The following is a 19485-nucleotide window of genomic DNA, read 5'->3' on the forward strand; positions in this document are numbered from 1 at the left end:
ACGGAAAGAGTAAAAACCGCTTCTTTTTTAAGGATGAAAAATCCTTTTTGTGGTCATATGATGCGTAATGGCCAGAAAACTCGATCAGACGGACAGGGCAATCCTGAGAATCCTGCAAAAGCAGGGCACCCCCTCGCAGCGCGAACTCGCCGAGAAAGTCGGGCTGTCGCAGAATGCCTGTTGGCGGCGGCTCAATGCCCTGCGCGAGGACGGGGTGATCGCCCATGATACCGTGCGGCTCAATGCCGCTGCGCTGGATCTGACCCTGACGGTGTTCGTGTTGATGCGGACGCGACATCACTCGCGCGAATGGTTCGAGACATTCCGCAAGGTGGTCGGTTCGATCCCGAACATAGTTGATTTTTATCGGATCGCGGGCGAATACGATTATCTTCTGAAGGTGGTGGCCTGCGACATGAACGATTTCGATCGTGTTTATCAGCAGATCATCAGCAAGGTGGAGCTTGATGCCATCACCTCGTACATCACCATGGAAACCCTGGCGGATAACAGGGATCTTCCGGTCTGAAGCGTCCGGCCAGCAACACCGTCCCGTCCACAGCAGGAACCCCTTGTCCATGAGCCAGCCCGACCAGCTTGCCCACAGTCTGCGTACGCGCCATGTCGTCATGATCGCCCTCGGCGGCGTGATCGGGGCGGGATATTTCATCGGGGCGTCCGCGGCGCTCTCGCTGGGTGGGCCGGCGGTGCTGCTGTCCTATGCTCTGGCCGGCACGCTGGTGTTTCTGGTCAATCTGATGATGCGCGATCTGGCGCTGAAAGTGCCGGGACGGGCTTCGTTTCTGGGCCAGATCCAGTATGCGCTCGGAAACCGCGCGGCCTTCGTCGCGGGCTGGGCATACTGGCTGACATGGATCATCGCGATCGCCGTGGAGGTCATCGCGGTGGCGACGATGCTCGCCCCCTATATTCCGCTGCCCTACGCGGTGCTGGAAATCCTGATCATGGCGGTGATGACCGGGGTGAACCTCATGTCCGTCAAAGGATACGGGGAATTCGAATACTGGTTCTCGGCCATCAAGGTTCTGGCGATCGTCTGCTTTATCGGGATCGGCCTCTGGGCGTTGTTGAGCCATCCTGTTCCGGTCCATGAAAATCTGTTCGCGCATGGCGGCCTGTTGCCGCATGGCTGGCTGGCGCTTCTGGCTGTGATCCCGACGATCCTGTTCTCCATGGGCGGCAGTGAGATTTCCACCGTTGCGGCCGTTGAATCCGACAACACCGAACAGAATATCGTCCGTGCTACGCGCTCCATCGCGCTGCGGATCGGTGGGTTCTATATCGTGTCCATTGCGCTCGTTCTGTGCCTGGTGCCATGGAGCGATGTAGTCCCGGGATATTCGCCATTCCTGCTGGTGCTGCATCGGGTGCATGTTCCATTCGCGGATGTGGCGCTGGCGCTCGTCGTCATGACGGCGGCGCTCTCCAGCCTCAACTCCGGGATTTATGTGACGTCCCGCATTCTGTACGAACTGGCGGAATCCGGCTCTGCACCGGGACTGTTCCTGACGGTGGATACAGCCACGAAACTCCCCCGCCGCGCCATTCTGGTCAGTGCGCTGGCGTCCATTCTGGTCGCTGCCGTGGCCGTGTTTTCTCCCACACTGATTTTTGGTCTTCTGGTCAGTCTGACGGGCGGGTTCATGGTGTTTAACAACACCATGATCGTGGCGGGACGGCTGAAACTTGTGCCGGAAACCCCTTGGAAGGCCTATGCCGCGCTTGCTTTGATCGGCTGTACGCTGGTCGCCATGCTGATCCAGCCTGAGACGCGCTCGCAGATCGTGCTGGGGGCGTTTGCCCTGCTGCTGATCTTCATAGCAGAGCGGTTCGTGCCACGTCGCCAGCCAAACTGAACCTTTAGAAAAGAGCGCCCTGCGCCGGGCTTTTGGGCACGGACCCTCCAAAGTCCCGCTCGATCCAGTGTCGCAGTACGAGCAGGATCCGTGCCTGCTGCTCCGCCGTTAGTGCTTGTCCGGGCGCCATACTGTGCCATTTGGACAGGCAAGTCCGGCAACATGAGCCAGTTGCATGTTGGGCAATGAAGACAGGATGGCCACGCATGGGCGTCTGTTTGCCGTCCTGTGGCGGGTGGGCGGGGGCAAGACGCTCTGCGATGAAGGTCGCGCCATGCTCTATGACGGCATCCAGCCCCCGGCTTTCAAGATAGAGTCGCGCCTGATCGTCCAGATGAAATCGTGCCCTGAAGCGCGAGCGGGAGAGGCGTTCGAACAGTTCAGCGGGATCAAATCGGTTCACCGGCCCACAACCTTCTGAAAAACAGACAAAAATCCGCGTGAGAAGGCCGTGACCCCCTGTAAGAACATTTGTTCTTTCTCCATATGGTGACGGATGGACGCTTTTCCGAGACGCTCCCGCTCATCTTCCGCGGCGGGAGATACAACGACACTGACGGCTCTCTCTCCGCTTCAGGTGCAGGATCTTTTTTCTGCCCGGCTGGAAGAAATCTGTGCGGCTTTCGACGAATGGGGCTTCCCGCTGGTCGTCGCGGGTCAGCTTGGGGACGCCGCGTCTAATAATTACCCGAAATACTACCAGCTTCCTCTCGTCGATCCGCAGTTCGGCACAACCCTGTCCCTTGAAGTTAAGAAAGACGTTCTGACACGGGCGGAGGTCGGGCCGGGCGATCATGTCCACGTCACGGGAATGTTGCGGGCACGGCAGTATCGCGGGCAGGTCGTCCTGCGGTTCGAAGTGGTCGCGGTGGAACTGCATGATCCGGGTCGCCAGAAGGTCGAAAGGGTGGAGCGTTCCATTCTGGACACGCTGCGAGGATTGCCCTGCGCGTTTCATCCCTATCCCACGCGCCCGGATGCCCGGCTCCTGCTGATCCATTCCGCCGCGTCCAGTACGCTTGTGGCGGAGGATTTTCTTCAGGCTCTGGGGGGCGCCTGGCGTCCCGAGCGTGTGCGAAGCCTGCCCGCCGCCATGAACGATCCAGGACGACTGGCGGAAGCGATCGGGACCTGTCGGGAAGACATTATCGTTCTGATACGCGGCGGCGGTGATGCCTCGGATTTCGTGGTGTTTGAAAATCCTACGGTGATGGAGGCGCTCGCCGTCTGCCCGGCGCATCGCGTTCTGGGGGTAGGGCATACGGCCAACCGGACGCTGGCCGAACGCGTCGTGGATCATGCAGCAACGACCCCGGCAGATGCCGGGCATTACATTCGACGCATGAGTGGCCGGGTGTGGCAGGAACAGGAGGAAGCCCGGGCGCAGCAGGAAGAAATGACCGCGCTCCGGGACAGTGTGGCGCTCAACGTCGCACCGGAGCGCATGCCAATCGGGGGACGTCTGCGCAACGGGTTGATTCTGTTGGCGATCGGTCTCGCCTTCGGCTTGCTCCTGCCGAAGCTATTCTGAGCGTCAGGCTGCCATCAGCTTTACTTTGATGAGAAAGCCGAGCGCTGTCATGGCGACAAGTGCAAAGGCGACGACCCCATGCCCGTGTGTGACCGCGTAGGTTGTCATCGCAGTTGCAAGAAAGAGGTCGAGGCGATTCAGACGTGAGAGGGGCATGCTGCCCAGTTGTGAAATCATCAGTCCTGACGTCCTTTGTTTCTGTGCCAGATTGCCGAAAGAATGGTTAGGATCGCGGTCGGTGATGTGCGCTGCTAAAGTAAATCCATGCGCCTGAAGACGTGCGGCAATGAGGGACGGCGTCCAGACAATCGTGCCAAGATCCTGCCTCACGACCTGCTTGACACGAAAAAATTATCGTCCTGCCGTGGAGGGGTCAATGCTTAATCGGAACAAGTCGCGGCGTATTCCAGTCGTTGGTGATGCCTAGCGCACATCCACACGCACGAACGGTTTTGCGGTCGATCCATCCGTGATGGCGTGCATCTCGATCTGGATGGGCTGGGCTCCGGCCTTGGTGAGATGGGCAGCGACAGGTGCGGCCAAGTGGTCCGTTACCTCTGTCAGAGCCTGCGCCTGGGCGTCCGGTGTGGCCTGTGGAGGTGCGAAGGCCTGTACGATGAAGAGCACGTTCTCCTTGCGAGACAGGGCGGTCTTCGCGGCACGTTCGACGACCGGCCCATACTCCGATTCCGGTGTTCCCTCTGAAACGGAGAGGAAAGGCGCGTGCGGCGGCGGTCCTGGAGGAGCGGGCGGGATATAGGGATGGGGAGGTTTGCCCGCATTCGGGTTGAACGTGCGCTGGTCCAGCAGTTTGCATCCGGACAGCAGGGGCATGACGAGCAGCAGCCCCCCCATCAGGAGGGCGGACTGCGGAAGGAGACCCCGCGGCGAACGGAAATGTTGGACAGGCAGTGTCATATCGTGCGGAACCGTCGCAGGAACGGACGTTTTGAGCAAGATTATAGAATCAACTTCGTGAAAAACTGTTGAATCCCCCTGTTGCTCTGCTGTGGCGGTGCTATGGAGGATGCCCGAGTTTTCAAGAAACGGAGTAGGGCAGGTCATGGCTGTAAAAATCGCGATCAACGGTTTCGGACGGATCGGACGGCTGGTGCTGCGTGGCATCATTGAGAGCGGTCGCACGGATGTCGAGGTTGTCGCCATCAACGATCTGGGTTCGGTCGAGGCCAACGCGCATCTTCTGGCTTATGACAGTACGCATGGCCGCCTTCCGGGAACCGTTCGCGCCGAGGGCAACAGCCTGATCATTGAAGCCAATGGCCGCACCTATGGTCCGATCACGGTATCTGCCGAGCGTAACCCGGCACAGGTCCCGTTCCAGGGCGTCGATGTGGCGATGGAATGCACGGGCCTCTTCACGTCCCGCGAAAAGGCTTCGGCCCTGCTGGAAGCTGGTGCCAAGCGGGTCGTCATCTCTGCTCCGGCCACGGACGTCGATGCGACGATCGTTTATGGTGTGAACAATGATGTTCTGACGCCGGACATGAAGATCATCTCCAACGCGTCCTGCACCACGAACTGCCTGGCGCCCGTGGCCTCCGTTCTGGACAAGGCGTTCGGAATTGAATGTGGCTACATGGTCACGATCCACTCCTACACGGGCGACCAGCGCACGGTGGACACCCTGCACAAGGACCCGCGCCGTGCCCGCGCCGCCGCGCTCAACATGATCCCGACCTCCACGGGTGCGGCCAAGGCCGTTGGTCTGGTCCTGCCGCACCTGAAGGGCAAGCTGGACGGAACCTCCATCCGCGTTCCGACCCCAAATGTCTCGGTCGTTTCTCTGGATTTCGTCCCGACGCGCGCCCCGGCCTCAGCCGAAGCCGTCAACGAAGCCATCCGCGCTGCGTCGCTCGAAGGGGCCCTGAAGGGTATTCTCGAGTACAACACGGCGCCGCTCGTCAGTTCCGATTTCAACCATGACAAGGCGTCGTCGATCTTCGATGCGACGCAGACGGTCCTTGTCGATGGTGGCAAGATGGTGCGCGTCTGCTCCTGGTACGACAACGAGTGGGGCTTCTCCAACCGCATGGCCGATACGGCCGCTCTGTTCGGAAGCCTCTGAGTGATGGCCTTCCGCACCCTTGATGGTGTGGACGCACGCGGCAAGCGCGTGCTGGTCCGCGCCGACCTCAATGTCCCGATGCATGACGGCGTCATTACTGATGACACCCGCCTGCAACGGGTCGCGCCCACGATCCGCGAACTGGCCGACAAGGGTGCGCGCGTCGTGGTGTTCAGCCATTTCGACCGCCCCAAGGGGCAGGTCGTCCCGGCTCTGTCTCTGCGTCCGATCGCCCTGAAGCTCGGTCAGATTTTGGGGCAGCCGGTCGGCTTCGTAGCCGAATGCGTCGGCCCGACCGTGGAAGCGGCTGTGGGCGCGATGGAAGATGGGGACATCATCGTCCTCGAAAACACGCGCTTCCATGCGGGTGAAGAGGCCAATGATCCGCAGTTCGCCAAGGCCCTGGCGCAGAATGGCGATATCTTCGTCAATGATGCGTTCTCGGCTGCGCATCGCGCCCATGCCTCGACTGAAGGTGTGGCCCGCGACCTGCCGTCCTTCGCCGGACGTCTGATGCAGGCCGAACTGAGCGCTCTGTCCGCTGCTCTGGAGAACCCGGAGCGCCCGGTCGGTGCGATCATCGGCGGCTCCAAGATCTCGACGAAGCTCGACCTGATCGGGAATGTCATCGAGAAGGTGGACACGCTGTTCATCACGGGTGCGATGGCCAACACGTTCCTTGCGGCTGAAGGCATGAATGTGGGCAAGTCCCTGCAAGAAGCCGACATGCACGAAACGGCACGCAAGATCGCCCATCTCGCGCAGGAAAAAGGCTGCGAGATCATCCTGCCCGTCGATGCAGTTGTCGCGCGTGAGTTCAAAGCCAATGTCCCGACCGAGACCTGCCTGATCGGTGAAGTCCCGGACGATGCCATGATCCTCGATGCTGGTCCGCGCACGGTCGAGCTGATCCGCGAGCGACTGGATACGCTCAAGACGTTGGTCTGGAACGGCCCGTTGGGTGCGTTCGAGATCGCACCGTTTGACAAAGCGACCGTCGATGTCGCGCAGTATGCTGCGAGGCTGACGAAAGAGGGTAAACTCAAGACGATCGCTGGTGGTGGTGATACGGTCTCGGCCTTGCGTCATGCGGGTGTCGTGGACGAGATGACCTATGTCTCCACGGCGGGCGGAGCCTTTCTCGAATGGCTGGAAGGCAAGATCCTTCCCGGCATCGAGGTGCTGCGGTCCGCAGGCCACGATCTGGGGCTCGAATAAGAGAAAAGCCGGGAAGGGGTATCTTCCCGGCTTTTTTATGCGCTCTTTGAAGAGGAGAGGCGGATGTTGAGAAAATTTCTGTCAGGCTTTTGTCTGCTCTGCAGTCTGGCCGGGTGTCAGGCCTACAACCAGCCCCCAAAGCCGCCCGCTCCGCCTTCGACCGGGGAGCCTATTATAAGCGGACGCCCTGCAGGATTGCTGCTGTCTCCTCCAAGGCGTACGAGCGGGACATATTACTAAGCAGGTTGTACACCTCTCAGTCGATTGGACCCCGGATTTCGGACTGCCCACTGCGCCTGAGCAGCAGCATCGCCAGAAGATAGACGAGCAGCCCAGCCACAGAGAGAATCGCCCCGCCGATGCCGAGCGAGCCATAGCCGAACTGCCGGGCCAGCAGAACGCTTCCGAGCGAAGCGCCAAGCGCATTGGCGATATTGAACGCGGAGTGGTTCAGCGAGGCCGCCAGCGTTTGCGCGTCTCCTGCAAAATCCATTAGCCGTGTCTGAAGCGCCGGGCCAAGCGTGCTCACAAAGGCTGGGATTAGAAAAACATCCACCATCAGCAGTGGACCGTTATGAAGCAGGAAGGGGAAGGTTATCATGACCCCCGCGCTGCCTGTGAGGGCGACAAGGGCAGCGGCATCAAGGTTCCGGTCCACGATCCAGGCGCCGACATTGGTCCCCGCCAGCATCCCGAAACCCCACAGCATCATGAACAGCATGACCTGCCATTCCGGTACATGCGTCACGTTCTGAAGCACGCTCGTCAGATAGGTGTAGATCGCAAACATTCCGCCAAAGCCGATGGCCGCCGTCAGCAGGGTCAACAGGATCTGTACCTTTACAAGGGCCGTGACCTCCCGCAATGGGGAGTTCTTTCGGTTGGGGATATCGGCCGGAATATAGCGCCACACGCCGAGGAACGTCAGGAAACCGAAAACACTGATGATCAGATAGGCAATCCGCCAGCCAAAATGGTTAGCGGCAAATGTCGAAAACGGCGCGCCGATCAGGCTCGAGATCGCAATACCCGACAGAACGCGCCCGATTGCCCAGCCGCGCCGTGAACGCTCCACCATGGACGCGGCGACGAGCGCCGAAATCCCGAACAGCGCGCCATGAGGCAGGCCGGTAATGAACCGCCCGATCTCCACCAGCCCCAGTGTCGGCATGGTGATGCTAAGCAGGTTGCCGCAGCAGAACAGGATGAGAAGCAGCAGCAGAAGCTCGCGCCGTGAGAGCCGGGCGCCCAGAATGGTAATGAGCGGTGCGCCGATGACGACACCCAGCGCATAGGCCGTGATCGCATAGCCGGCTTCTGCGGGAGAAAGTCTGAGAGAATGGGCAAATTCCGGGAGCATGCCCATGATGGCGAACTCTCCGGTTCCCACCACGAACGTCCCGAATGTCAGGGTGAGGAGCGCGGCTGTCCGGCCATGCGGGGGAGGGACCTGAACAGTGGTATCCGGTGGAGGAAGGGTGTCAGTCGTCATGCAGGAAAACCATTGATGCGGGCTGGAGGATCAGGCGTTGAGCGCAGCGGCACTCGGACGGGCGACCGCGATATCGTCGTTCACACTTCCGTCGGAAACCCCGATGGCCCCAAGGAGGGGGCCGTCCATCCGGATCGTTGCCATCGGCCAGGCGGTCTCGTCAATGATGGAAATGCACACGGCGACGTCCAGCTGTCTGGCCTGCTTCACGCCGGGCAGTGGCGATGGAAAATTTCATGAATCCGGTCTCTATCACTGAAGAAACGGTGGGAACTACTCACGTTCGGTAGGAATGAAATTGGCAGATTTGTGAAAAATCGATTTGTCGATCAACATTGAATACAGGCTTTTTCGATCTGATACATCATCCGTTCCGGATTGATTAGCCGGGATTTCGGAAGAGCGGGTGCAGGGGGACTGACGCGGTCTATGACACCGGATCTTGGAAAATGTGGAATTCGCGTTAGTGCGGTTAATCCGGGACTGTGTCGTACGTTGTCGATGATCCGGAGAAAGCGGCGCGTTTCATTGAACGAACGGCTCTGGGGTGTCTTGGGGAACCTGAAGATGTGGCTGCTGTAATCGTTTTTCTCGCCAGTCCCGAGGCTGGATTCGTAACGGGCGAGACAGTCGCCGTGGATGGCGGAGCACTGGCATCCAATGGTCAACTTTCGATGTTCTGATAGAAAAAACCCCGCTGCAACCGAGGTTTCAACGGGGTCTTTCTGAACAGGATGCGGTCAGGATCAGGCCTGCAAACCGTTTTCACGACGGCGATGTTCGACTTCGGCTGCCATTGCCTTCTGGAGTTTTTCCATCGCTCTCGCCTCGATCTGACGGATACGTTCGCGAGAGACGTTATAATGATGGGAAAGATCTTCCAGCGTGGAGGGCTCTTCCTTCAGACGACGCTCGGACAGGATATGACGCTCACGCTCGTTCAGCGTCATCATAGCCTGATCCAGAAGTGCCTTGCGGCCCGTGAACTCTTCGGACGCGGCGTAGGTCTGTTCCTGGTTCTCGTGATCGTCCACGAGCCAGTCCTGCCACTCACCTTCACCATCGATGCGCAGCGGCGCATTGAGGCTGTGGTCGGGCGCGGCCAGACGCTGGTTCATGGACAGGACGTCCTGCTCCGGCACGCCAAGCGTTGTGGCAATGGAATTGACCTGCTCCGGTTTCAAATCACCGTCATCAATGGCCTGCATCTGTCCCTTGAGACGACGCAGGTTGAAGAACAGCTTTTTCTGGGAGGCCGTGGTGCCAATTTTCACGAGCGACCAGCTATGCAGGATGTATTCCTGCATAGCGGCGCGGATCCACCACATGGCATAGGTTGCAAGGCGGAAGCCACGCTCCGGATCGAACCGGCGCACGGCCTGCATCATGCCGATATTGCCTTCGCTGATGAGTTCGTTCACCGGCAGGCCATAGCCACGATAGCCCATGGCAATCTTGGCTACGAGGCGCAGATGGGACGTGACGAGGCGGTGGGCCGCGCTCGTATCCTCGTTCTTGCGCCACTGGCGGGAGAGATCGAGCTCTTCCTGCGGGGTCAGCAGGGGGAACTTGCGGATTTCCTGAAGGTAGCGGGTGAGATTGTTCTCGGGACCCACTGAAATGACGGCTGGGGATGCCATGGTTTTCGACTCCTTTCGCCCGGGGCTTAACCCGCATCCGGATGAGATGGAGACTCATACGGACCGGCGACGAAAGAGTTCCGTCTGACCCAGGTGACGCATTGGGAAGGACTTTCACGTCCCCGACCGTCAGTCCCCGGACTGGGCGACTTCTGGCGGTACGATCCGTTCCGGCGGCGCGTCAGCTCGTCGGATAAGCTGTTTATGACAGGCTCAGCCAAAAAAGTCAATGGCCTTTTAAGGTTTAGCCGATCAGTCGCTTTTTCAAGGCCTGGAAGTCTTCAGGGGGAGCAGTTTCGAACGATAGCTGCTTTTTCGTCCGCGGATGGATAAATCCGAGTCGGGTCGCATGAAGCGCCTGACGGGGAAAATCGAGCGCTGCTTCCTTCGCATCCTGCGACAGACCGCGCGCCGCAGCTGGAATCCGGCGCAGATAAACCGGGTCACCGAGCAGGGGATGGCCTGCATTTGAAAGGTGAACACGGATCTGATGAGTCCGTCCAGTGGCGAGGCGACATTCGATCAGGGACACAGCAGCCTGAAACGGCTCAATCAGTTTGAACCGTGTCAGCGCGACCTTGCCGCCACTGCCCACGACCGCCATGCGTTTGCGGTCCCGCTTGTCGCGGCCGATATTGCCGTCAAACTCGCCCTCGGATGGCACAAGCCCCCAGGCGAGGGCCAGATAGGCGCGGTCTATATCGCGGGCAGCGAAGGCTTCGGACAAGGCGTTATGAACCATCGCCGTTTTGGCCACGACCATCAGCCCGGACGTGTCCTTATCCAGCCGGTGGACGATTCCCGGACGCTTCTCGCCGCCAATTCCTTCGAATCCTTCACCGCAATGGCCGAGCAGCGCATTAACCAGCGTACCCGTCTCGTTGCCAGGAGCGGGATGTGTGACGAGCCCCGCCTGCTTGTCGAGCACGATCAGGTCGTCGTCTTCGTAAAGGATATCGAGCGGAATCTGCTCGGCGATCGGCCGGGCAGGCGTCGGTTCGGGAAATGTCAGCACTAATGTCATGCCATCGCGCAGGGTCTCGGCCGGTTCGCAGACCGTTTTTCCATTGACGCAGAGGTGTCCGGCTTCAATCAGGGCCTTGACCCGGGAGCGCGAAACCGTGCCGATGGCATCCGCAAGGGCGCGATCGGCTCTCTGGCCGGCCACGGTCGCATCGACAACAAGACGGAATGGGGAAACAGGATCAGACATGACACAGGGTGTAGCCGAGGAAGTGGCGAACAGCGAGTCGCAGACACCGAAAGCGCTGCTGGCCGCGGTAATTTTGATGGGAGTCCTGATCATTGCGGCTGTTTTCGGCCTGATCGGGGTGATTGCTTATCGTTTCCTGCATCCCCGGCCCAGTGTTACGGCAACTGTCCCGCTTGTTGAGGGTGGCTTTTCGCGTTTGGCGCTGCCGCTTCAGGAAGGGGAACATATTACCGCTGTGACGGCGCGTCCGGATGGTCTGATGGCGGTGACGCTGGGCGGAGTGGGGCGTGATCGTGTGCTGCTATGGAATCCGGAAGCCGGAAAGATTGCCGCCGAGCTTGATTTTGGTGCGCCTGCGTCGGCCGCTCCCTGATTGACGCGATCGTCGCGACGGGCACTGTGTTCGGAGTACAGTACGCCCCGCGTGAAATCAGCCCGGCGGACGACGCTTCTACCCGTCGCTGGTGTTCGCCACCTGCTTCCACGAGAAAATCTGGCGCAAAAACTGAGGCCAGAGAGGGAAAGACGTCTCAGGACGCCTGAAGAATGGCCGACAGCAGACCGGGAAAGCGGGTGTTGAGTTCATCGCGGCGCAGGGAGTTACGATGCTGCACCCCTTCGATGCGCGTATGCAGGATTCCGCTCTCTCGCAGCACCTGAAAATGATGCGACATGCTGGATTTGGGGCGCGTTCCGATCAGCGTAGCGCAGTTGGCTTCCCCGACGCGTTCGAGATGCCGCACGATATCCAGCCGTGCCGGATCGGCGAGCGCGCGGAGTACCGCACTCAGTTCGAACGTCTCGGGGGCGGGATGGTGATAGGCGGGCATGAATCCCTTATCCCTTTCCTGAGATTTTATCGCAACACTTGCATTGTTCGAGTTTTATCGAACAATATGACATCCCCTTCTGAGGAGAGATGTAATGCCTACATTGTTTGATCCTATCGATTTCGGTCCCATTCATGCGAAGAATCGGATTCTGATGTCTCCGCTCACACGCGCACGGGCTGACAGGAACGCGGTTCCCACGCCGATCATGGCGGAATACTACGCCCAGCGCTCAGGGGCCGGCCTTATCATTTCCGAAGCTACGGGCATTTCCCGTGAAGGTCTGGGCTGGCCTTTCGCGCCGGGCCTGTGGACCGATGAGCAGGTTGAAGCCTGGAAGCCTGTCGTTGCTGCTGTTCATGCCAAAGGCGGGAAAATCGTTGCCCAGCTCTGGCATATGGGCAGGATGGTCCATTCGTCGGTGACGGGAACGCAGCCCGTTTCGTCTTCCGCAACGACCGCGCCGAACGAAGTCCACACCTATGAAGGCAAAAAGCCTTATGAACAGGCTCGGGCGATTGATGCGTCCGATATCAGTCGCATTCTGGGGGACTACGAAACGGCGGCCCGCAATGCCATTCGGGCGGGTTTCGACGGCGTCCAGATCCATGCGGCCAATGGCTATCTGATTGACGAATTCCTGCGGGACAGCACCAACCTTCGGACGGACGAATATGGCGGTTCCCCTGAGAACCGCCTCCGCTTCCTTCGGGAAGTGACGAAGCGTGTGATTGCCGCTGTGGGTGCGGACAGAACGGGCGTTCGCCTGTCGCCGAATGGAGACACGCAGGGTTGCATCGACAGTGCGCCGGAGACGGTCTTCGTGCCCGCCGCGAAGATGCTTCAGGATCTGGGTGTCGCTTGGCTTGAGCTGCGTGAACCTGGTCCTGACGGGACTTTCGGAAAGACGGATCAACCCAAGCTGTCCCCGCAGATCCGCAAGGTCTTCACCCGGCCGCTGGTGCTCAATCAGGACTATACGTTCGAGGCAGCGCAGGGCGCACTGGCTGAGGGACACGCAGATGCGATCGCTTTCGGCCGGAAATTCATTTCGAACCCTGACCTGCCGGAACGGTTCGCCAAAGGACTGCCGCTTCAGCCGGATAATATGCAAACCTGGTACAGCCAGGGGCCAGAAGGCTACATCGATTACCCTGCTGCGACGTCCACGACGGACTGACATGGCAGGCCCGGGAGCGGAACAGGCTCCCGGGCTTTCCGGTCAGACAGGGCGGACCAGTTCATAAAGCGCCACGGCGGCGGCGTTGGAGACATTGAGGCTTTCCATGTCGCCCGGCATATAAACGCTGGCGATTTCGTCGCAGGTCTCACGCGTCAGGCGCCGCAGTCCGGCCCCTTCCGCTCCGAGAACCAGTGCGACCCGGCGTCCGGCAAAGCTTTTGCCGTCAAGCCGCGTGCCGCCTGCATCCAGCCCTACCACCCAGAAATTTTCAGCCTGAAGTGCCTGAAGGGCACGGGAGAGATTAACCTCCCGCAGGATCGGCACGACGTCTAGGGCCCCAGAGGCCGCTTTTGCCATGGCGCCGCTTTCCTGCGGAGCATTGCGGTCCTGAACGAGAAGCGCCGCCGCTCCGAAAGCTGCGGCAGATCGCAGGATCGCACCGATATTGCGGGGGTCCGTGACCTGATCCAACACCAGAACAGGACCGGTCCGCTCAACGATATCGGGGATGGCCAGTGTCTCCAGCGGTTCTACCCGCAGGCAGACGCCCTGATGGACGGCATCACGCTCGCACAGTCGGTCCAGCCGCTCACGATCGACGATCTGTGGCTTGCGCGAGGTGGTGTCGAAAGAAGCGGCAGCCTCGCGCGTTGCCAGAAAGTCGTGGATGACGCGCTCGGGATTGGAGAGAGCGGCCTGAACCGCGTGATGTCCGTATATCCAGTACCCCGATCCGGAGCCGCCTCCCGATGGCCGCCCTGAACGGGCATTGCGCCCTCCCGATCGCTCGCCCGCCGGGCGGGCAGACTGTTCGGCATGAGGGGAGGGAGAGGGACGAGCCGTGGAACGGTCGGGAGCGGAACGGGAGGAGGATCTTCTGGCCATAAAAAGCATATAATCGACAACAGGCGATTGACATAGCCGTCAATCCGCCATATCCCAACCGCCGACCCGGAGAGGTGCCCGAGTGGCTAAAGGGGGCGGACTGTAAATCCGCTGGCGTACGCCTACGTTGGTTCGAATCCAACCCTCTCCACCAGGTCTTTTTCCAGAAAATTCCTATCTGTATTTCCGTAAAGCGGGCGTGACGACGTGATCGCCGTTCATGAAATGGCGATGCGGTTCAGTTGCGTCTGTCCATGTGGGACTCTGTCGACCCTGCCTCTTTGCAGAGACAGGGCGAGGTGCTGTTCAGATCAGAAATGGGCGCCGATATTCATCTGGAATGAGCGGCCGATTATCGCTTCGTAATAACGTGTCAGGCTCACGGTCCCCGCGTATTTCGGCAGGGCGTTCGTGATGTTGTTAACCATGAAATTTATGTCGAAATTCTTGGTGAGTTCGTATCCGACAGTCAGGTTGAAGTAAGCCCAGGATGGGCGCTTGTTATGCTCGTACTCGCTGCTCGTGACCTGGGTAGCGTACTGGGATGGTCCGTACCAGATGGTCTGCCACTGGAGCGTAAACGGCCCGCGGATGTAGTTGGCATTGAGCGTGAAAAGGTCGTTCGGCGTACCCGTCGTTCCGCTGAGCAGATAGGTGTTCTGAAGATAGGATTCCTGGCTCTTCAGATAGTGTGTGTAGTTTCCGCGCAGATCGAGCGAGCCGGAACTTCTTGGCAGGCCAAATCGTGAGAGCGGGGTATTGTAATCCACCGATGCCTTGAGGGCCTGTGTCTCGTAGGAGGCGATGTTGTAGTAGCCGGCGGTGAAGGACGTGAGCTGACCGCTGCTGCTGCGTGTGAAATCCTTGCAGAAAGCATTGTTGGGATAATCACTGGAATCGTAGCACGCATCCATGATGTCCTGAGCGTCCAGATACGTGATGGCATTGTGGATTTTAACGTCCACGAAAGATCCCTGGAAATCGAAGCCCCTTATGAAGTGGGGGCGAACTTCGAGGGTGCCGGTGAAGCTCTTTGAAACTTCATTTTGCAGTTTCGAGTTTCCACCTGCCTTGCCCTCGATCGTTGCATTGTTGAAATTCGATTCAAAAGGCTGCGTGATTCCGGCCTTGGCGCAGTTCGCCGCGCGTGTGGCCGGATTTGGGCCGGAGGAAATACCTTCTGTTGAGCAGGGATCGATACCATCTTCGTAATCGGTGGTTTCCGGAGAGAAAAGCTCGGTGATGGAAGGGTTACGCACGGACTGGGCGTAGTTGCCGCTCAGGCCGAAGTCCCGTGTTGGCCACCATGCGCCGCCGAACATGTAGGTCCAGTAGCCGCCGGTCATGCTGTTATGGATATAGCGTCCGTTCGCTGTCGCGGAGACTGAATACGCACCTGGAACATGCATGGCCGGGGAGACGATCGGGATATCAAGCTCGCCAAAAGCTTCATGCGTCAGGTAATGGCCGCTGGTGGCGTGAATGATCGTCGAGTTGCCGTATTGCAGGTCGGACCCGTCGTCCGCTCCGCCGGACCAGCCTTCGAAAAAGGTTCCCGGATCGAAGTTGTAACCTTCGCGACGGTGCTCGTAGCCGATATCCCAGCGGATATCGCCGGCCGGAAGCCGGAAGAGCGTGCTGTGAATTTCTGCCTGAAGGTCGCGCTGCGTATTGACGTTCTTCGAATGGGCGTCGGCGGTAATGTAGTCCTTGGCCGCCTGGGTCATCTGGTTATAGCCGAACGGATCCAGTGGCGAGCATGTGGAACTGCGCGTCTTGACCGGCGCATTGACGTAGCCCGAGGAGCAGACGATGTTTCCGCTGGAATCCGTGGTGGCGTTCAGCGCATTCAGAAGATTCTGGGTCACGATTTCCGGTTCCCAGGTATCGTTCATGTAGCGGCTGTATTCACCTTTGACGCTCCAGTCGAAATGCCGCCCGACGGCATCGAAATCGCCTTTGAGCCCGCCCTGGAAGCGGAACATCTGCATCGTGGTCTGATACATGCCTGAATCCAGATCCTGGTTCAGGCGGGACATGTAGAACGTGTCCGTGGACTGTCCCGCAGCGGCTAGGGCGCTTTTGATCGTCGTCTTTTCAGCCGTCGTCAGATAGGGATTGTCTGTGCTCAGCGTATAGGCCCCGTTGACGTCACCCGTCGCATGATAGCTTGCAAGCGAGAGGGGATTGTCGAAATCGGGCGTATTCCAGGTTCCCTGAGCCGTGTCGCTGGCTGCGGTGCCTCTCGCATACCAGCCCTGCCATGTCGCATGCAGATGGTCAGTCAGATCGTAATGTCCCAGCAGGGTCAGGTTGAGTTTCTGGGTAGGGGCGTAAAGCTGTTCGTAATCGCGAAGTGCGGTCGCATTGCCGCCAATGACGCTTAATGCGTTCTTCGTGGCGTAATCATAGGTGAGGGGGACAAGAGATTTTCCGTCCGCACTGAAAATCAACGGGTTGCCGTTGGCGCCGGAAATCCCGTCCTCGGTCTGGCCGTAAAGAACGGGAAAATCCTCTCCCGTCAATTGAGGTGTTCCCGTGACGCTGGCCAGCGTGTTCCTGATATTGCTCTGGAGCGTGTAGACGTAATTGGATGATGTTCCGTATTCCGGACGGGCATAGGATGTTGCGCCTGATCCGATCAGGTTTCTGCGGTCATTATAAAGCATGCCGCCGGAATTGCGGTACTCGACATCAAACACGATGCCGCCTTTCCCATGATCAAATTCCCGACCGGCCTTGAAGGTGATCTTCTCGCTGGGCGCGTCGAGCTTCTGACTCCAGCCGCCCTGCGCGTTGAAGTCCACGCCGGTAAAGTGATCGTCGAGTGTATAGTTTACCACACCGGCGACGGCATCCGCGCCATAGGCTGCACCGGCGCCACCCAGCTTGGTATCGACCTGCTTGATCAGGGAGGTGGGGATGGTGCTGACATCGACCTGAGAGCCGGATCCTGCGCCATAGAGCGATGCCGTCGAACCGCCGACCATTCTCATACCATCAATGAGCGTCAGCGTCCTCTCGGAGCCAAGGTTCAGCAGCGAGATCATGGATTGACCCGCGCCAAAGCTGCCTTGTGTTCCGATGGGGGAGTTGTCGCCAATGCTGAAACTCGTGTCTTCGCGAAGAAGGGCGAGGCCGATATCCGTGTAGCCGCGCTTGCGAAGCTGGTCAGCGCTCACCGTGAAACCCGCCATCACATTCGTCAGGCGTGTCTGTGTCAGGCGTGTTCCCGTAACAACAATGCTTTCGCTACCCCCATCGCTGTCCGACGTACCGGTCTTTTTGTGAACGGTTTTCGACCCCGTTTTCGACGGGCCTTTCGAAGTTGCCTTAGGGGGGGCTTTTGCTGGGCCTGCTATCTTGTGATCTGCATTTTTCTTCAATGGGGCCGATGTTTCTGCCGCCTGTGAAGAAACGCTGTCCTGCGCAAAAGATGGAAGGGAGAAAAAGCCTGACAGCAGGGCGCCATAAGAAACGAATGCTACAGAACGAAATAATAAATAAAAATTAGATTCATTCCTGTAACGCGCCATAAACATCTCCATAAATCTAGAATCTTGAAGGATAGAGAATCCTCTCTGGCGTAATGAAATATGAAAAAAATAATTCATTTGAACTCTGTATTTTTGATTCTCTTTCTATGGATTCTGTGTGTTGCAATTTGGCAACTTAATATATTTCCAATTTAGAAATAATATAAATTTATTCTTCATTTTCGGTTTCTTTTCATGATCTCTGAGAAAAGATCTGTTGAGACATGATGCATCCCGTAACGGGGCATTTTCATGCTCTGGGCGGCTGATTTTTCATAAGGCACTGATAAAAATGAAGTTTTTAGTTCGTTGGTAGAAATGTCAGATATGGAATGAAATATTCCTGGATGTGACAGGCTGATTCATATCCTTGGTACCCGTTTCACGGAGCCACAGCGGTGGTGATCCGCCCGCTTCGCGGTGAGCACCTTGTTGTGAGGGCGTGTTATCTTTCGTTGCTTGGCCTGCAGTGCCCGTCCGTTAAGACAGGGCCTGCCGTCATCAGGCCCTGTCTTGGGTCTGTGCCGAAGGAGAAAACTTATGAAGCAGCGGATCTGTGTTGTGTTTGTTCTGATCGGGCTGGAGGGCTGTACCCGTCCCCATCCCCATCCCCGTCCACCGGCGGCAGACGGTCGCGATGTGCTTTTGCGTCCGGTTGCGACCAGCGGTTCCGAAAGTCCCAGGGATACGACGCATGCGGATCGGAAGATCCATGGCGCGGTGAGTGTCGGAACGGGATTTGGCGGCGGCAGGAATTATGGTCTGGGATCGCCCTCCTCACTGGGATCGGGGCTCGGCACGGGAACCGGTCTGGGGAGTACGGGATTGACGTCAGGCGGCTGGTAGGCCGCCGCCTGAGCCTATGGACGTCTGTTTTCAGTCTAGAGGGGCAATCTTCACGACGATATACGGCATGACTTCAAGGTCCTTGCCGCCATGGAACACCGGCAGACGTGCCCACTGTCCGATCGTGGCGTAGAGCGCGCCGTTGGCATAAGTCAAACCATCGGGTTCCGTCATGCGCGGGTCGTGAGCCACGACCGAGATCTGTCCGTCGGGTTTGCGCCGCAGAATGGCATGACGTTCATCATCCGTCATGTAGAGCGATCCGTCCGGACCCGTCGCCATGCCGTCGCCCATCCCGGTTTCGCCTTCGTCCTTCACGGCGCGCTCCAGCGTCGTCTCGCTGGCTTTCGGGTCGGACAGAACAGCGGTTGGCGCGGAGTAGAGGCGTCTGCTGGTCTGGGGTTGCCAGTACAGTGTCTGCTGGTCCGGACTGATGCCGATTCCGTTCACGCCACCCTGGGGCAGAATGGCGTGTGTCGGATCGTAGCGCCCCGCCACACCATCCATGACCGCCACAAACCCCTGAACAGGCATGACGGAGACTGTATCGGCGAGGATACGGCGCTGATGTCCGGTGGCCAGATCCACAACGATCAGTGCGGGATGCACCCCCGTCGAGGTGTCGGTAATGAAGGCGGTTCCTGCCTGACCATGCGTCAGGTCGATGCGGACGTCATTGACATGACTGTCCGGCAGAAGGGCAGGTGCGTTCAGCGGAATGACTTGAGCGATCTTTCCGCTCGCCGGATCAATGCGAAAGAGCTTCTGCGCCCCGGTCACGGTCCCTGTTCCCGCGACCATGCCTTCATCCAGAACCCAGAGCTGCCCTTTTGCATCGACCGTCATGCCGAGGGGGGAGACGAACTGCTCCTGTGCGGCGGCGTCAGGGAAGGGCGTCAGCTTGCCATTGGCATAGAGCGCAAGACGTGGGCCGGAATGTTCGTGGGCGCTGCGCGGGAAGCCCAGGACCAGACGGCCATCCGGTAGAACCGCAATGCCGGACGGCTGGGCTTCGGAAAAACGTCCGATGATCTGCACATTGCCGGACGATAGCGTGCCCTTGTCCACGGTCTGGGCGGCGAGAGCGGATGGCGCGGCCGTCAGGGCTGCGAGAGTGGTACTGAAAGCAAGGGCCATGAAGGGCTGAC

General features: G+C 59.0%; 20 protein-coding genes and 1 tRNA gene. 10 read left to right on the plus strand and 11 right to left on the minus strand.

All coding sequences use genetic code 11. The annotated features are described in order from the left end of the window. The first annotated feature begins 67 nt into the window (after positions 1-67). Together GKA01_RS07875 and GKA01_RS07880 are read left to right on the plus strand one after the other, a co-directional pair. Positions 68-529, plus strand: coding sequence for an Lrp/AsnC family transcriptional regulator (locus GKA01_RS07875; RefSeq protein ID WP_146861155.1), 462 nt, complete (start codon positions 68-70; stop codon positions 527-529). Positions 530-578: 49 nt separating this feature from the next. Continuing rightward, entirely contained in the window at positions 579-1877 is a 1299-nt protein-coding gene (locus GKA01_RS07880) for an amino acid permease (protein WP_146861158.1), read from the plus strand. Between the two features lie 4 nt (positions 1878-1881). Here the strand turns inward: GKA01_RS07880 and GKA01_RS07885 are convergent, their stop codons facing one another. After that, positions 1882-2280 carry a DUF4186 domain-containing protein gene (locus GKA01_RS07885; protein ID WP_146861161.1) on the minus strand — a complete coding sequence of 133 codons (399 nt, stop codon included), beginning with the start codon at positions 2278-2280 and terminating at the stop codon, positions 1882-1884. A 93-nt stretch (positions 2281-2373) separates the two neighbouring features. On the opposite strand from GKA01_RS07885, the gene GKA01_RS07890 reads away from it, so the two are divergent. After that, positions 2374-3408 carry an exodeoxyribonuclease VII large subunit gene (locus tag GKA01_RS07890; protein WP_146861164.1) on the plus strand — a complete coding sequence of 345 codons (1035 nt, stop codon included), beginning with the start codon at positions 2374-2376 and terminating at the stop codon, positions 3406-3408. Between the two features lie 3 nt (positions 3409-3411). On the opposite strand, the gene GKA01_RS07895 is transcribed toward GKA01_RS07890, so the two are convergent. Next, positions 3412-3738 (minus strand): hypothetical protein, encoded by a 327-nt coding sequence (locus GKA01_RS07895; RefSeq protein ID WP_146861167.1) that lies wholly within the window; start codon positions 3736-3738, stop codon positions 3412-3414. A 93-nt stretch (positions 3739-3831) separates the two neighbouring features. After that, the gene (locus GKA01_RS07900) at positions 3832-4326 is read right to left on the minus strand and encodes a hypothetical protein (protein ID WP_146861170.1); all 495 of its coding nucleotides are present in this window, start codon (positions 4324-4326) and stop codon (positions 3832-3834) included. Positions 4327-4471: 145 nt separating this feature from the next. On the opposite strand from GKA01_RS07900, the gene gap reads away from it, so the two are divergent. Then, positions 4472-5494: a type I glyceraldehyde-3-phosphate dehydrogenase gene (gene gap / locus GKA01_RS07905; RefSeq protein ID WP_146861173.1), complete on the plus strand. Its 1023-nt coding sequence runs from the start codon at positions 4472-4474 to the stop codon at positions 5492-5494. A 3-nt stretch (positions 5495-5497) separates the two neighbouring features. Further along, on the plus strand, positions 5498-6712 hold the full coding sequence (locus GKA01_RS07910; protein WP_146861176.1) for a phosphoglycerate kinase: 1215 nt from the start codon (positions 5498-5500) through the stop codon (positions 6710-6712). 256 nt (positions 6713-6968) lie between these two features. Here GKA01_RS07910 and GKA01_RS07915 read toward each other — a convergent pair whose 3' ends face one another. Then, entirely contained in the window at positions 6969-8204 is a 1236-nt protein-coding gene (locus GKA01_RS07915; RefSeq protein WP_146861179.1) for an MFS transporter, read from the minus strand. Between the two features lie 30 nt (positions 8205-8234). Then, positions 8235-8384: a hypothetical protein gene (locus GKA01_RS07920; protein WP_228119982.1), complete on the minus strand. Its 150-nt coding sequence runs from the start codon at positions 8382-8384 to the stop codon at positions 8235-8237. 305 nt (positions 8385-8689) lie between these two features. Between GKA01_RS07920 and GKA01_RS07925 the strand changes: the two genes are divergently transcribed. Next, on the plus strand, positions 8690-8887 hold the full coding sequence (locus tag GKA01_RS07925; RefSeq protein ID WP_167506333.1) for an SDR family oxidoreductase: 198 nt from the start codon (positions 8690-8692) through the stop codon (positions 8885-8887). 63 nt (positions 8888-8950) lie between these two features. On the opposite strand, the gene rpoH is transcribed toward GKA01_RS07925, so the two are convergent. Continuing rightward, positions 8951-9844, minus strand: coding sequence for an RNA polymerase sigma factor RpoH (gene rpoH, locus GKA01_RS07930; protein ID WP_146861185.1), 894 nt, complete (start codon positions 9842-9844; stop codon positions 8951-8953). Positions 9845-10088: 244 nt separating this feature from the next. Further along, a complete protein-coding gene (locus tag GKA01_RS07935; RefSeq protein WP_146861188.1) occupies positions 10089-11057 on the minus strand; it encodes an RluA family pseudouridine synthase in 969 nt (322 codons plus the stop codon). Between GKA01_RS07935 and GKA01_RS07940 the strand changes: the two genes are divergently transcribed. Next, complete coding sequence (locus GKA01_RS07940; RefSeq protein WP_194265870.1) at positions 11056-11430, plus strand: hypothetical protein; 375 nt, start codon at positions 11056-11058, stop codon at positions 11428-11430. The genes GKA01_RS07935 and GKA01_RS07940 overlap by 2 nt on opposite strands. A gap of 157 nt (positions 11431-11587) precedes the next feature. Here GKA01_RS07940 and GKA01_RS07950 read toward each other — a convergent pair whose 3' ends face one another. Continuing rightward, positions 11588-11887, minus strand: a complete 300-nt coding sequence (locus GKA01_RS07950; protein ID WP_146861191.1) for an ArsR/SmtB family transcription factor — start codon at positions 11885-11887, stop codon at positions 11588-11590. 94 nt (positions 11888-11981) lie between these two features. Between GKA01_RS07950 and GKA01_RS07955 the strand changes: the two genes are divergently transcribed. Next, positions 11982-13067 (plus strand): alkene reductase, encoded by a 1086-nt coding sequence (locus GKA01_RS07955; RefSeq protein ID WP_146861194.1) that lies wholly within the window; start codon positions 11982-11984, stop codon positions 13065-13067. A gap of 42 nt (positions 13068-13109) precedes the next feature. Here GKA01_RS07955 and rlmB read toward each other — a convergent pair whose 3' ends face one another. After that, complete coding sequence (rlmB, locus tag GKA01_RS07960) at positions 13110-13955, minus strand: 23S rRNA (guanosine(2251)-2'-O)-methyltransferase RlmB (RefSeq protein ID WP_194265869.1); 846 nt, start codon at positions 13953-13955, stop codon at positions 13110-13112. Between the two features lie 68 nt (positions 13956-14023). On the opposite strand from rlmB, the gene GKA01_RS07965 reads away from it, so the two are divergent. After that, positions 14024-14109: transfer RNA gene (locus tag GKA01_RS07965), tRNA-Tyr, on the plus strand. A gap of 157 nt (positions 14110-14266) precedes the next feature. Here the strand turns inward: GKA01_RS07965 and GKA01_RS07970 are convergent. Then, positions 14267-17341: a TonB-dependent receptor gene (locus tag GKA01_RS07970; protein ID WP_228119981.1), complete on the minus strand. Its 3075-nt coding sequence runs from the start codon at positions 17339-17341 to the stop codon at positions 14267-14269. A 690-nt stretch (positions 17342-18031) separates the two neighbouring features. On the opposite strand from GKA01_RS07970, the gene GKA01_RS07975 reads away from it, so the two are divergent. Further along, a complete protein-coding gene (locus GKA01_RS07975; RefSeq protein ID WP_146861200.1) occupies positions 18032-18337 on the plus strand; it encodes a hypothetical protein in 306 nt (101 codons plus the stop codon). A gap of 30 nt (positions 18338-18367) precedes the next feature. Here GKA01_RS07975 and GKA01_RS07980 read toward each other — a convergent pair whose 3' ends face one another. Further along, complete coding sequence (locus GKA01_RS07980) at positions 18368-19474, minus strand: SMP-30/gluconolactonase/LRE family protein (protein ID WP_146861413.1); 1107 nt, start codon at positions 19472-19474, stop codon at positions 18368-18370. Positions 19475-19485 lie beyond the last annotated feature (11 nt).

It is taken from the genome of Gluconobacter kanchanaburiensis NBRC 103587 (genome assembly GCF_007988905.1).
In the GTDB taxonomy this organism is placed as follows: domain Bacteria; phylum Pseudomonadota; class Alphaproteobacteria; order Acetobacterales; family Acetobacteraceae; genus Gluconobacter; species Gluconobacter kanchanaburiensis.

Excerpts from the sequence above, each read along its gene's own strand:
- GKA01_RS07875 (WP_146861155.1), top strand. The coding sequence starts at position 68 with ATGGCCAGAAAACTCGATCAGACGGACAGGGCAATCCTGAGAATCCTG.
- GKA01_RS07880 (WP_146861158.1), top strand. The coding sequence starts at position 579 with ATGAGCCAGCCCGACCAGCTTGCCCACAGTCTGCGTACGCGCCATGTC.
- GKA01_RS07890 (WP_146861164.1), top strand. The coding sequence starts at position 2,374 with ATGGACGCTTTTCCGAGACGCTCCCGCTCATCTTCCGCGGCGGGAGAT.
- GKA01_RS07900 (WP_146861170.1), bottom strand. The coding sequence starts at position 4,326 with ATGACACTGCCTGTCCAACATTTCCGTTCGCCGCGGGGTCTCCTTCCG.
- gap (WP_146861173.1), top strand. The coding sequence starts at position 4,472 with ATGGCTGTAAAAATCGCGATCAACGGTTTCGGACGGATCGGACGGCTG.
- GKA01_RS07910 (WP_146861176.1), top strand. The coding sequence starts at position 5,498 with ATGGCCTTCCGCACCCTTGATGGTGTGGACGCACGCGGCAAGCGCGTG.
- GKA01_RS07915 (WP_146861179.1), bottom strand. The coding sequence starts at position 8,204 with ATGACGACTGACACCCTTCCTCCACCGGATACCACTGTTCAGGTCCCT.
- rpoH (WP_146861185.1), bottom strand. The coding sequence starts at position 9,844 with ATGGCATCCCCAGCCGTCATTTCAGTGGGTCCCGAGAACAATCTCACC.
- GKA01_RS07940 (WP_194265870.1), top strand. The coding sequence starts at position 11,056 with ATGACACAGGGTGTAGCCGAGGAAGTGGCGAACAGCGAGTCGCAGACA.
- GKA01_RS07935 (WP_146861188.1), bottom strand. The coding sequence starts at position 11,057 with ATGTCTGATCCTGTTTCCCCATTCCGTCTTGTTGTCGATGCGACCGTG.
- GKA01_RS07950 (WP_146861191.1), bottom strand. The coding sequence starts at position 11,887 with ATGCCCGCCTATCACCATCCCGCCCCCGAGACGTTCGAACTGAGTGCG.
- GKA01_RS07955 (WP_146861194.1), top strand. The coding sequence starts at position 11,982 with ATGCCTACATTGTTTGATCCTATCGATTTCGGTCCCATTCATGCGAAG.
- rlmB (WP_194265869.1), bottom strand. The coding sequence starts at position 13,955 with ATGGCCAGAAGATCCTCCTCCCGTTCCGCTCCCGACCGTTCCACGGCT.
- GKA01_RS07975 (WP_146861200.1), top strand. The coding sequence starts at position 18,032 with ATGAAGCAGCGGATCTGTGTTGTGTTTGTTCTGATCGGGCTGGAGGGC.
- GKA01_RS07980 (WP_146861413.1), bottom strand. The coding sequence starts at position 19,474 with ATGGCCCTTGCTTTCAGTACCACTCTCGCAGCCCTGACGGCCGCGCCA.